The 12185-nt window shown below is 65.0% G+C and carries 9 protein-coding genes; 2 read left to right on the forward strand and 7 right to left on the reverse strand.

Annotated features, from left to right (window positions below; genetic code table 11):
• Positions 1 to 352: 352 nt before the first annotated feature.
• Positions 353 to 577, forward strand: coding sequence for a hypothetical protein (locus LJE61_RS03695; protein WP_296911185.1), 225 nt, complete (start codon positions 353 to 355; stop codon positions 575 to 577).
• 36 nt (positions 578 to 613) lie between these two features.
• Here the strand turns inward: LJE61_RS03695 and LJE61_RS03700 are convergent, their stop codons facing one another.
• Together LJE61_RS03700 and LJE61_RS03705 are read right to left on the reverse strand one after the other, a co-directional pair.
• Positions 614 to 1246, reverse strand: coding sequence for a NapC/NirT family cytochrome c (locus tag LJE61_RS03700; RefSeq protein ID WP_296911183.1), 633 nt, complete (start codon positions 1244 to 1246; stop codon positions 614 to 616).
• A complete protein-coding gene (locus tag LJE61_RS03705) occupies positions 1246 to 2697 on the reverse strand; it encodes a multiheme c-type cytochrome (protein WP_296911181.1) in 1452 nt (483 codons plus the stop codon). The genes LJE61_RS03700 and LJE61_RS03705 overlap by 1 nt, the downstream gene beginning before the upstream one ends.
• 532 nt (positions 2698 to 3229) lie before the next feature.
• Here LJE61_RS03705 and LJE61_RS03710 point away from each other — a divergent pair.
• On the forward strand, positions 3230 to 4543 hold the full coding sequence (locus LJE61_RS03710; RefSeq protein ID WP_296917472.1) for a cytochrome c family protein: 1314 nt from the start codon (positions 3230 to 3232) through the stop codon (positions 4541 to 4543).
• A gap of 64 nt (positions 4544 to 4607) precedes the next feature.
• Here the strand turns inward: LJE61_RS03710 and LJE61_RS03715 are convergent, their stop codons facing one another.
• From LJE61_RS03715 to smc, 5 genes are all read right to left on the reverse strand, one after another.
• The gene (locus tag LJE61_RS03715; RefSeq protein ID WP_296911177.1) at positions 4608 to 5420 is read right to left on the reverse strand and encodes a carbonic anhydrase; all 813 of its coding nucleotides are present in this window, start codon (positions 5418 to 5420) and stop codon (positions 4608 to 4610) included.
• A 4-nt stretch (positions 5421 to 5424) separates the two neighbouring features.
• Entirely contained in the window at positions 5425 to 5697 is a 273-nt protein-coding gene (locus LJE61_RS03720; protein WP_296917474.1) for a segregation and condensation protein A, read from the reverse strand.
• Positions 5698 to 5727: 30 nt separating this feature from the next.
• On the reverse strand, positions 5728 to 7779 hold the full coding sequence (ligA, locus tag LJE61_RS03725; RefSeq protein ID WP_519972933.1) for an NAD-dependent DNA ligase LigA: 2052 nt from the start codon (positions 7777 to 7779) through the stop codon (positions 5728 to 5730).
• Positions 7755 to 8471 (reverse strand): cell division protein ZipA, encoded by a 717-nt coding sequence (locus tag LJE61_RS03730; RefSeq protein ID WP_296917476.1) that lies wholly within the window; start codon positions 8469 to 8471, stop codon positions 7755 to 7757. The genes ligA and LJE61_RS03730 overlap by 25 nt, the downstream gene beginning before the upstream one ends.
• A gap of 126 nt (positions 8472 to 8597) precedes the next feature.
• A complete protein-coding gene (smc, locus tag LJE61_RS03735) occupies positions 8598 to 12158 on the reverse strand; it encodes a chromosome segregation protein SMC (RefSeq protein WP_296917481.1) in 3561 nt (1186 codons plus the stop codon).
• Positions 12159 to 12185 lie beyond the last annotated feature (27 nt).

Below are 12185 nucleotides of genomic sequence, written 5' to 3' on the forward strand. Positions count from 1 at the left end.
CGCGACAGCGCCATGGTCGAGCTGAACGAGGATGTCGTGAAGCTAAAATCCAGCGAGGACCAGTCGACTGACGAGCCATCGAGCAAATAGGTCCGACGTGGCCTGACCGAGACCGCCCGCGGCTCGCGCCGCTGCCGAAGAGATGCCATCGACGGCGGCGGTGCAAACCCCTCCCCCGCCCCGCGCGACCAAGCCCCCAAGATTGACGCGACCTGACGCGCACCGGGCCCGGGCTCGCGCGGTCAAAGCACAGGCTCGCGTCTCTCAAGCAAGCACACGACGCGCATGTCAGTTGCATCTTGACAAGAATATATTAGAATTTGATTCTATAGTGATTCTATGGAGAGACAGAATGATAACCTCCTGCACCATGATGCGTTCTTTCGTCGCCTTGTCGGGGGCCTTGCTTCTCTCCGGGATGCTGCTGCTCCTGATCGCCGAGACGACCGGTCTGTCCGTGCCGACCGCGCACATCGCCCTGCTCACCGTGCTGGGCGGTGCTGCAACCCTGGCGGCCGCCTTCATACTGGCGATCCTTCCCGGTGCGGGCCGCCGGCTCGAGAACTGCCGGCACTGACCGGAAAGGCACCTCCCGAATGCGGATTGCCGGGCTTCAGTGTCCGCCGAGGAGTCGGTCGGCAGCCCCCGGATCCAGCCCGAACTGCTCTTCCACCATACGGTTCCAGGCCTCGCGCTTGAAGGTGCTCTTGTCGGGCACCGTGCGATGGACCAGGTTGTAATGACAGTCGATACAGGACTTGCCCTCTGTCTCTTCGCGATGGATGGCCGCGGTGTCGGCGCGCGTGCCTTGGATCGCGTCCTGGAGATGGCAACGCCGGCAGGTCACTGAGTCGCGGTCGCGGAACCATCTCCGTGCCGCAAACGCCGCCTCCGGCAGGTGCAAGGCGTTAATCACTGGGTCGTCGTAGTCGGGGCCGAACAGTTGCTTGAACAGATCCTTGCCCCCCCTGACATGATCCCAGGTCGCCGCGAAGATCCCCTCCGAGACATGGCAGTCTCCACAGGAGGCACGCACCCCCGATGCCGAGTTGTAGTGAACCGTTTGCCGATAGCGCTCATCCGCATACGACATCGAGTGGCAGGTCGTGCAGAAGCTGTTTTGGCTGGCGTAATGATCGAACTCGATCAGGAACGCCATGAACAGCACCCCGCCCAGGCTGCCGACGGCCAGTGCGATCAGCACCGGACGGGTGATGAACCCGGAGGATGTGCGCGGCGCAGTCATCAGTCGCCCTCCCTGCGACCTAAGCCCAGGATTGCACTCGTCTGGTCCGGCTGATCCAGCCAGCGATGGTGCTCGCTGCCGCGCAGGACGGCGTCAACCAGCGTACCGGTATGCTCCTTGGCCAGGGCACGCGCCCCGGGGAGGAACGCTGAGTAGAAATTCCGGCCGACCAGGTACATACCTTCCCACCAAGCGTGGTTGGGGCTCATCATGGACGCCCCGTGGCGACCCCGCGCACCCTCGTCGTGCCACAGCTCCCAATACATGAACTCGATCGGCTCGTCGAACGGCGTGGGTGTGAGCAGACCCCGGTCGTAGAGCCCGGCCATGATCGCCCGGGCCGGCTCGCCGAATTTGCTGTTGTAGAGCTCAACAACCGAGTCGAACTGTTTCATGAAGCTCTCGGTGAAGCCCTTGCCGTGGCACTCGAGACAGACCAAGGTCATGGCTTGACGGCGGCGCTCGGGCGTCGCCACCGTCTTCACGGTGCCGAGCGTTCCATCTGCACGCCTCAGCTCAGTCCCGCGCCTGGGGGCAGCCTCGTCTGCCGCGAGCTCCATCTTGTGGCCGTCCTCGAAGATCACCAGGAATTGCCGCTTTGAGACCGGGGTGTTGAGGCTCCATGCATTGCGAAGTCCCACATCATGTGTCGAGGGGAGCTTGCCGGCCGCACCCATGTGGCAGGTCACGCAGGTTGGCGCCGCTGTGTAGTCGCGACCGGCGACCCACTCGCCCGCGTCAAGATTCATCTCGTCACGGTGGGCGGCATAGACCATCCCATGCTTCGACGCCTCGAAAATCTCCTTGTCCGGAGAGTCGGGGCCGGAGTGGCAGCGCACGCAGGCATCGGGTTCGCGCGCCTGGGCCTTCGAGAAACGATGCCGACCGTGGCAGGATGAGCAGGACCCTTTGGATCCGTCCGGGTTGATTCTGCCGATACCCGAGTTTGGCCAGGTCGCCGGGTCCAGTGTGCCGTCGCCCCGGACATTCACCTGTGAGCCGTGGCATTGATCGCATGAGGCCGCCCGCATCGGCGACCCGCCGACATTGTCCGCGAGGGCCGGCAGCCGTTTCTCGATGATCGAATAGGCCTCGGCATGGACCGAGCCCTGGTGCTCCTCGAGCTCCTTTACGTGGCAGCGTCCGCAGTCCTTCGGCGAGACGATGGTCGCGATGACCTGCCCTTCATGCTCGATGGCGTCGATGTCGGATCGCGCCGCCTGATGGCAGTCCATACAGTTGACGCCGGCCGCGGCATGGGCGCTGTCTCGCCATTGCTGCGCCAGTCCGCTCGATGCCTTGGCATGGCAGCTCACACAGTCACTCCCGGCCTCGTGTCCCCAGTTGCCGGGATCGAGCTTCACCTTCTCGGCGACCGACGGGAGCGCCGCGAAGGAGATGAGAACGAGAACAAGGGATCGAAACGGGACCGAGAGCGGTTTGATCGACATTGGTGCTACCTCTGAAGCCTAACGCGCAGAAGACATGCAGCGAGGATTATAGGAGGCTCGTTGGGCACGGCAATTCAATTCACCAGTCGCCGATCCGCTGCATCCGCATTTCATTCCAAATTAATATAATAATAATCAAAAATGGGCGATACCCGTCTCCCAAGGTCAATGCCGACTGGTCCAGCGATTCGAGCGCAAGGCAGGGGCGGCATCCATCCCAGAACTTAACCAATTGAATATATGGGACGTCGAAGGCCGCGTTCGCGATAAGCGCTGGTCCTCGGGATCAATAGGGTATGATCAGGTCATTCCACAGCCCTGTTCCATGCTGCCCCTGCAGGTATTCGATGCACGCGGCCAACCGCCACATTCATGCGCGATCAGCTGCTCCTTTTCGGATCGATGAATCGCGAGTCGCGTTTAATTGACCGGGCGCACTTTAATGCGGAGTCGAGGTCGATAACAATCCTGTCCGACTGGATGACCCGTCCGGATCGAACCGTCAATATCACCAGATGAGGAGCGACAGACCATGCGACCTAAGCTCGCTGGACTCTCCATGTCATTCTGCCTTGCCGTCGGGTTCAGCGCCGCCGTCTCCGCGGCAGCCGCGTCCGAAGCCGCAGCGGAGCCGATCCACAGGATCCCGGCGGAGGTCTGCCAGAACTGCCACGAGGAAATCTATCGGCAGTGGAAAGGATCGATGCATGCCCAGAGCACGGCACTGCAAGACCCGATCCACGCTGCGTTTTACGGTTCGGAGGTCGGCGACCCGACGGCCGAAGGGCAGGTGCACAAGAGGTCGGGGACCTTCCCGGTCTGTCTGCAGTGTCATGCCCCGAACGCGGCTCGCGACAACACCACCAAGCTCAACGGACATGTTGCCTACAGCCAAGGCGTCAACTGCGTGGCCTGCCACACCCTGCAGAGCTACAAGGGCATCGAGGGAGAGGATGGCAAGCTGCAGCTGGGCTTGAAGGCCTATGAGGTCTCAGACAAGCTGCACGGGCCGGCGGCCTTCCCACGCGGACTGCAAAAGCTCGCCGCGGCCGGCGACGATCTCTTCGGAGGCGCGGTCGAGGAGGCATCGGATTCACAGAAACCGAACCCCCACCTCGGCGAGCCCGTCGAGATGGGCGGCATCGAAATCCCCGCCTTGACGATGGAGGCAAGCCCGATCCTCATGAAGACCTCGGACGCCTGCATGGGCTGCCACGACAGACGCAACAATCCGCAGAACGTGGCTTTGTGCGCGACCGGCGACGAGTTCCTGGCAAGCGGCAGCAAGGCCGCGTGCCAGTCCTGCCACATGCCGGTCACAGCCGGTCTGGTCGATCATTCCATGGGCGGCGGACATGATCACAAGATGCTCAAACGTGCGATCGTCCTCGATCTTCAGAGCGAGCCGGAAGGCGAGGTCCTGAAGACCCGGGTCTTCATGCAAAACGCGCAGCCCCACGCGCTGCCCACCGGTGCGCCTTTCCGCAACATGTACCTGAAGTTGACCGCCTATGATGAGCAAGGCGAGGTGGTCTGGGAAAACGCCGAGGGCCATCCCGCCAAGAACGACCCGCAGGCCTACTTCTTCTATGGTCTGGCGGATGACAAAGGGGCGCCCGCCCCGCCACCGACGGCAACCCAGCCCGGCCTGGACTCTCGACTCAAGCCACACGAGACGCGCGAGCTGGTTTACGACATCCCTTCAGAGGGGGTGGTCCTAGTCCGAGGGGAGCTGTACTACAACCTGCTGTGGCCCTCCCTGGTGGATAAATTCGCCCAGCTGCCGAAGGAGCTCACCGACCCGGTGCTGGTCGCGGCGGCAGAGCGGAGCGTGGTGGCGCCCTGAGGAGCAGGCGCCGCCCAACATGAACGGGGCCGCTGCCGATGCAGCGGCCTCTTGCTTTACGGAGTCAATAGCGGAAGTGCGAAAAGACCGGACGGCCATTGAGTGGCTGAATGGGACGCGCATTCGCTCCCGTTGCCTGGGCGATCCGTTGAATCTGAGCGGCACTGACCTCGAGCGGCTCACGAAAGACGAGCCATAGGACCGGCTCGGTGCAAGGTGGCGTCACCAGCGACCCCGTGTACCGGTAGTAGCTTCGGTCGACCGGCAGCAGGAACAGGGGATTGATCCCCACCTGGCGATGTCGCACCCGTTCGCCCGGGCGGATCGGCCAATAGTCCAGGATGCGGTCGAGTATCCGGTTCTCGCGCTCACCGGTTCGAAGCCGCACGGCAACGATCGCATGGCCGCCTTGGCTGTCTCTATGCAGCAGGTGGATCTCCGCCTCCGAGGCGACACCCTGAAATCGGTGTTGGCCCGGCACGTAAAAACTGAACTCGATCAGGTCGTATGCGTGACCACGGATGACGAGCGCACTGCCAGGCGGGGAGAGCAGCCGGACACCGCGACCGGTGTTTTCCGCTTCGAGGAGCTGCGACCGATAACGAAAGAGCAACGGGATGTAGGTGACCCGCTGGGTCTCGGAAATGTCGATCGGCGACTGCAGCTCACCTGTTGCGCAGGATTGGTACGCCGTGCCGAGAGCCCCCCAATGCTCCGGGCCAAGCGGACCCGAGTAGGACCAGTCCGGTTCCGTGCCAGCCCCTGGATCTCGCGCCGATGCCTCTTCGGCAGCGCCCGCCGCCAGCATGAGCCTCCCCACATGGACGAGGAAACGGCGGCGACGTAAACCGCTTGAATGCGGAAAGCCAGAGATCATTGCATCACTCCTCCCGCTTCTTGAGGCTGGCGATCGGCACCACTCGGGCTGCTGGTGGCTCATCGGCATAATAGGGTCGCTCACCGCCTCGGCCCTGCGCATCAGCCAGCTCCTTCTCGCGCGCGGCGATCAAGCCGAGGCATTGCCGAACGTCTGCGATCGTTGAGTCCGACAGGGGGTGGCGCATGCCGGGCGGAGGGGTGACGTCCTTGATGATCGCCGACAGCGTCTTGCGCATCGCGATCAGGATCTGTTGCTCTTTGCTCAGCTCATTCATGTTTGTAAGTCCGTAGGCTGGATGGGTCGATCAAGGACGATCAAGCAGCGTCCGCAGTCCCTTTTCGTCGAGCGTCGGGATGCCGAGCGACTGCGCCTTCTCGAGCTTAGAGCCCGCCGCCTCGCCGGCCAGAAGATAGTCCGTTTTCTTCGATATGCCGGAGGTCACCCTCGCGCCCAGCTCCTGCAACCAGGTCGCGATCTCCTCGCGCGGACGACTCAGGATCCCGGTGATGACGAATGTCTTGCCGGCAAGCGGGCGGTCCTCCCGGGCCAGCGTCGGAGCGGACGGTCCAGGCCACTGGATTCCGGCCCCAAGGAGTCGGCCGATCGCCTCGCGGTTGTGCGCTTGGGCGAAAAAGCCGGCGATCTGTGCCGCAATGACGGGGCCAACACCCTCCACCCCGCGCTCCTGGAATCGCTCCGGCTCCCTCGCCTGCTCCAGGTCCGGGATCCCCGCGAATTCCTCTGCCAGGGCGCGCGCCGTGGTCTCCCCGACGCCCCGGATCCCCAGCGCATAGATGAAACGCGCGAATGTCGTCGACTTGCTGCGCTCCAGAGCCGCGATCAGGTTGGCCGCGGATTTCTCTCCCATCCGCTCCAGTCCGGCAAGCTGCTCCGCGGTCAGCCGATAGAGGTCGGCGGGCTCGCGAACCAATCCGAGATCGACGAGCTGCTCGACGAGCTTGTCCCCCAGACCCTCGATATCCATGGCCCGTCGCGATGCGAAATGCCTGATCGCCTGCTTGCGCTGGGCAGGACAATAGAGACCGCCGGTGCAGCGCGCCACGGCTTCACCCGGGGGGCGGATGACGTCGGATCCGCACACCGGGCAATGGGACGGCAGCTCGACCGGGCGGGCATCCGGCGGCCTGCGCTCGAGCAGCACGCCCACGACTTCGGGGATCACGTCGCCGGCACGGCGGATGCTCACGGTATCACCGATTCGCACATCCTTGCGCTTGACCTCATCCATATTGTGCAAGGTGGCATTGGCCACGGTCACACCCCCTACCTGCACCGGCTTGAGCCGCGCGACCGGCGTGACGGCTCCCGTGCGCCCGACCTGAAACCCCACCGACTCGACAACCGTCAGCTCCTCCTGAGCCGGGAACTTGCGTGCGATCGCCCAGCGCGGATGATGACTGGTCGCCCCCAGACTGGCCTGATCGGCAATCTGGTCGACCTTGAAGACCACGCCGTCGATATCGTATTCGAGGCTGTCCCGACGACGACCGAGCTCCTCGAAATAGTCGCGGCAGCCCGCAAGGCCATTGACCCGGCGCAGCTCTTTGGAGATCGGGATTCCCCATCCGGCGAGGCGTCGCAGCATCCGATACTGGCTGTCCCCGGGTGCGGTCGAGATCTCGCCCCAACCGTAACAGCAGAATCGCAAGGGGCGCGCGGCCGTGACCCGAGGATCGAGCTGGCGCAGGCTGCCAGCGGCGGCATTGCGCGGATTGGCGAAGGTCCGCTCGCCGCGGTGCCGAGCAGCTTCGTTGAGATGCTCGAACCCCCGCTGGGTCATGTAGACCTCACCGCGCACCTCCAGTACGGCCGGCCAGTCGTCTCCGATCAGATGGAGAGGCACGCTGTGGATGGTCCGCGCGTTGCTCGTGACGTCCTCACCGGTGGATCCGTCGCCTCGGGTAGCGGCCTGGACGAGGACACCCGCCTCGTAACGAACGCTCACCGCGAGACCGTCGAGCTTGGGCTCGCCGGTATAGACGATCGGATCCCTGTTGGGCAGGGCAGCGACGATCCGCCGGTGAAATTCCGCCAGGTCATGGTCGCTCATGGCGTTATCGAGCGAGATCATCGGCACGCGGTGACGGACTTGAGAGAACGCCGCAACCGGCGCCGCACCGACCCGCTGGGTCGGAGAGTCCGGGGTCACCAACTCGGGATGACGCGCCTCTAGAACCCTGAGCTCGGCGACCAGACGATCGTACTCGGCGTCCGGGATCTCCGGGTCATCGAGCACATAGTAGCGATAATTATGGTGACGGATCAGCGCACGCAGATGACCCGCGCGCTCGCGCGCGGCGTCGTGGTCGCTCAACGCTCCGCGACCCTCGCCCATCGGCGCTCGTTCTCCAGCACGGCCTCGCGCATCACCTCTTCTTTTCTGACGGTGAGCGGCCGGCGCGTGTCGTCGAGCACATCGCCATCGAGCTCGTTCGCGAGCTTGCGCGCCGTGGCGATCATCTCCTCGAGGATCGTCATATCCTCGGGGCGTCCCTCCAGCTGGGCGAACAGCATCAGACCCGGGGTCGAGAAATCATCCATGGCATCGAACGGGAAGGTCCCCGGCTTGACCATGTTGGCCATACTGAAGTAAACGCGCGTATCGTCATCAAACTCGTCGAGACAGTGAAAGATGTCCATGTTGCCGGGGCGCAGACCGCAGGCCTCAGCGGCATCCATCAGGTCGGGCCCGTCGAACGGTTCACGCCGGGCACTGATGCTCAACTGAATCAGCAGGGGCTCGGGCAGGCCGGACTGGAATCGCTCCGAGGCGGCCCCGGCCCCGCTCGCTTCGGCTGCCGACGTCGGGTGGCTCGCCCGATCGGGGGTGGCTCGCGAGCGAGCCGAGCCCCCGACAGGATCTGAATCGGCACTGCGCCCCAGACTGGGCTCACGTTTCGCTGACGAGAGACCATAGGGCGCTTCGCTCCCAAGGTCGTTGTCTTCGTCTTCATCCCCGCTATCGCGGCTCCGCTCCCAGAGGTAGAGCGCAAGGATGAGAAGGGCCCCGGCAACAATGAGAATCATGCGGATAGTGTCGGCGTCCATTCTGGCATTGGCAGTGGTCTGACGTTCTAGACTGTCAGGAGTATATCAATGCTCGACCCACCTGTATGCCGGATCGCCGGCGAATCGCCCCCGATCCGGCAGTGATCAGGAGACCGCGGCGAGTCGGACCGCTTCGTCGACGTCTACAGAGACAAGACGCGAGACACCCGGCTCGTGCATGGTGACGCCGAGCAGATGATCTGCGATCTCCATGGTCCCCTTGTTGTGGCTGATAAAGACGAACTGCACCCGGTCCGACATGGAGCGAACCAGCTCACAGAAGCGACCGACGTTCGCATCGTCGAGCGGTGCATCAACCTCGTCGAGCATGCAGAAGGGCGCCGGGTTGAGTTGGAAGATGGCGAACACCAAGGCCACAGCCGTGAGCGCCTTCTCGCCCCCCGAAAGCAGATGGATGCTTGCATTCCGCTTCCCCGGCGGACGAGCCATGACGGTCACGCCGGTCTCCAGCAGATCTTCATCGGTGAGGTCCAGGGTGGCGTGTCCACCTCCGAAAAGCCGCGGAAAGATCTGCTGCAGGCCCTGGTTCACCTGATCGTAGGTGTCACGGAAACGGCTCCGGGTCTCCCGATCGATCTTGCGGATCGCCTGCTCCAGCGTTTCCAGTGAGCGGCTGATGTCATCATGCTGTGAATCCAGATAGGCCTTGCGCTCGGTCTGCTGTCGATACTCCTCGACCGCCGCCAGGTTCACCGGACCCAGCCGCTGCAAGCGAGCGGTGGTCTTGCCGAGCGCCTCCAGCCAGAGCGCCTCGCTGGCGGACGGGTCGATCCCGACCAGCACCTCGGATGGGGTCTGCCCGGCCTCCGCGATCTGCTCCGCAAGGGTCTGCCGCCGAACCAGGCGCTCCTGGTGCTCGAGACGCTGACGATCGAGCTCACGCTGCCCGAGGTGGCTCTCCTGCTCGACGCGGTGCCGATCCTGCTCAAGCTCGCGGACCTCGCCGTCAAGCGCGTCGAGCCGCGAGCGCGCCGCGGCCAACGCCTCCTCGACCTCGACCCGCAGCACCAGCTGCTCATCGAGCAGCGCCCGCTGCTCGGCCAGAGGCTCGACGCCGGCTTCCAACGCCTGGAGCAGATCGGCCCGGCGCTCGTGCAAGAGGGCACGGCGCTCCTGGATCCGCACGAGACTCTGCTGCGTGGCCGCCCGCGCTGCCCGATTGGATTCGACGCTGACCCGAAGCCCCTGGCTGAGCTCGCGGCACCGGCGCTCCTCGGCACGGGCCGTGATGAGGGCAGAGCGCAGGTCGTCCCGCTCCTGGAGCATTGCCTCTCGCCGCTCGGCCAGGACATCGACCTCGGATAAGCGCTCGTGCAGCCTCTCCCGTGCCCCATCCATCGCCTCGAGGCTGTCGGCCATCTGGGCCATCAGCTCGTCGCGCTCGGCAGTGAGCGCCAGGAGCCGTTCCTCCCGGTCCTCGCGTCGAGTCCGCAGGCTTGCGAGCTCGGACCTGAGGGCGGAGAGCTCCCGGCCCAGCGCCGCCGACCGCTGTGCCGCAGCGGCGAGCTCCTCGCGGGCCTGCAGACGCGCCGCGCGCAAGCCTTCCTGCTCGCTGGAGAGGCCCGTCGCCCGGTCCTGCAAACCGGCGATCCGGGCGCTCAGTGATTTGATGGCCTCGGCCCGAGCAATCACGCCGCCCTGAGCCTCGTTGAAGGGCGTCATCAGCCAGTGACGACCAACCAGGTGACCGTCACGCGTCACCAGACGCTGGCCGAGCCCAAGGGCGTCGCGCATTTGCAAGGCTTCGGCCAGCCCCTCGACGGTCAGCACCGGTCCGATCAGACCGGCGAGTGCAGCAGGGGCGCGGAGATGGGAGAAAATCGTCTCGGACGAGCCGCCGAGCCGCAGGGCGGCGCCCGAGCCCCGTTCGGGTGGAATCGGCTCCTCACGCTCCGCTGACGTCGCCCCCGTCCCGGCGGCTTCCCACAGGACCAGCCCGGGGGGCAGAACGCCCCCGCCGGCGACGACCCGTTCGAGCCCCGGCGCCTCCACCGCGCGGATCGCGTCCCCGAGCACGACCTCGACCGCGCGCTCCCAACCGGGAGCGACCTCCAGCCGATCGATCAGCCGAGGGGCGTCGGCGAGACCCGAGCGCTCGAGCCAACTCGCCTGCTCATCTTCGGATCGTGCCAACGCCTCGTCCTGCAACGCGGACAGTGACGCCAGCCGGCCCTTGGACTCCTGCTGATCGGTGCGCACACGGTCCATCTCGACCGCCAAGGTCTCGATGTCCTGGTCGCGGCGGGCCAAATCGGCGCCGAGCTCCTCGCGGCGTGCTTCAAGCTCCGCCATCGCCGCGTCCAGCCGGATCTCCCGCTCGGCCAGTTGCTGGATCCTCGCCGCCAGATCCAAAGCCTGCAGGCGCGCGATCTCTTCGTCCAGTCGGCGAAGGCGCTCGCGATCCTGATCGCCACGCTGCTCGAGTGCATTGATTCGCGCTCGCTCCGCCTGTGCCTGCTCGGCCGGGCCGGCCGCCTCGCGACTGAAGTCATCCCATCGACGCTCCCAGTCCTGCACACGCTCTTCGGCCCCGGCCACCGCATGGAGGACCTCGGCCAATTCCCCATCCGCGTCGCTCAAACCGGGTTCGTCGCGTCGCAAATTCCGATCGATCTCGGCGAGGCGCCCCTGGTCGCGCTCCAGGTGGTCCTCGGCGTCACCGATCTCCTGGTCGAGACGAACCAGCTCGCCCTCCCGCCGCCCACGTGCCTCGCTGGCGAACTGGATCGCCTGCTCGGCTCGGGCGATCTCTGAGCCGACCGCGTAGAAGTGTCCTTGAACCGCGTTGAATGCCTCGGATGCTGCCAGATACTCCGCGCGCCGCGCCTCGATCTCGGCCTCGAGACGCCGGAGGTGGGCGAGTCCTGCCTCGGTCTGCGTCTCGGCCTCGGCAAGGCGGCGCTCACGCGCGTGAAGCTCCTCGTCCAACGCCCGCCACCGCAGCGCCTTGAGCTCCAGATCCAGGCGACTCTCCTCGGCCTTGAGCCGATTGTATCGCTCGGCGGATGCGGCCTGGCGCTCCAGATGCAGCAATTGCCTGCCCACCTCGTCGCGCAGGTCATCCAGCCGCTCCAGGTTCTCCCTGGTCTGACGCATGCGGGTCTCGGTCTCGCGGCGTCTCTCCTTGTACTTGGATATCCCGGCCGCCTCCTCCAGATAGAGCCGCAGGTCCTCGGGCCGAGCCTCGATGATTCGGGAGATCATCCCCTGCTCGATGATGGCATAGGAGCGCGGCCCCAGACCCGTCCCGAGAAACAGATCCTGAATGTCGCGCCGACGGCATCGGGACCCGTTCAGAAAGTAGGCCGACTGGCCGTCGCGCGAGACCTGGCGCTTAACCGCGATCTGATTAAAGCCCGCATAGGCGCCCCCGGCCGCGCCGTCGGTATTGTCGAATATCAGCTCGATGCTGGCGGTCCCGACGGGTTTCCGCCCGGTGCTGCCGTTGAAGATGACGTCAGCCATGGACTCGCCGCGCAGCATCTTCGCCGAGCTCTCGCCCATCACCCAGCGCACCGCGTCGATGACGTTGGATTTGCCGCATCCGTTGGGTCCGACCACTCCCACGAGATTGCTGGGAAAGCGCACGGTCGTGGGATCCACGAAGGATTTGAAACCGGCGAGTCGGATCTTTTCTAGACGCATCGCGGAAACATACCGGAAGCCGATTCC

Source organism: Thiocapsa sp., from assembly GCF_022340925.1.
In the GTDB taxonomy this organism is placed as follows: Bacteria; Pseudomonadota; Gammaproteobacteria; order Chromatiales; family Chromatiaceae; genus Thiocapsa.

Excerpts from the sequence above, each read along its gene's own strand:
- LJE61_RS03695 (WP_296911185.1), top strand. The coding sequence starts at position 353 with ATGATAACCTCCTGCACCATGATGCGTTCTTTCGTCGCCTTGTCGGGG.
- LJE61_RS03700 (WP_296911183.1), bottom strand. The coding sequence starts at position 1,246 with ATGACTGCGCCGCGCACATCCTCCGGGTTCATCACCCGTCCGGTGCTG.
- LJE61_RS03705 (WP_296911181.1), bottom strand. The coding sequence starts at position 2,697 with ATGTCGATCAAACCGCTCTCGGTCCCGTTTCGATCCCTTGTTCTCGTT.
- LJE61_RS03710 (WP_296917472.1), top strand. The coding sequence starts at position 3,230 with ATGCGACCTAAGCTCGCTGGACTCTCCATGTCATTCTGCCTTGCCGTC.
- LJE61_RS03715 (WP_296911177.1), bottom strand. The coding sequence starts at position 5,420 with ATGATCTCTGGCTTTCCGCATTCAAGCGGTTTACGTCGCCGCCGTTTC.
- LJE61_RS03720 (WP_296917474.1), bottom strand. The coding sequence starts at position 5,697 with ATGAATGAGCTGAGCAAAGAGCAACAGATCCTGATCGCGATGCGCAAG.
- ligA (WP_519972933.1), bottom strand. The coding sequence starts at position 7,779 with ATGGGCGAGGGTCGCGGAGCGTTGAGCGACCACGACGCCGCGCGCGAG.
- LJE61_RS03730 (WP_296917476.1), bottom strand. The coding sequence starts at position 8,471 with ATGATTCTCATTGTTGCCGGGGCCCTTCTCATCCTTGCGCTCTACCTC.
- smc (WP_296917481.1), bottom strand. The coding sequence starts at position 12,158 with ATGCGTCTAGAAAAGATCCGACTCGCCGGTTTCAAATCCTTCGTGGAT.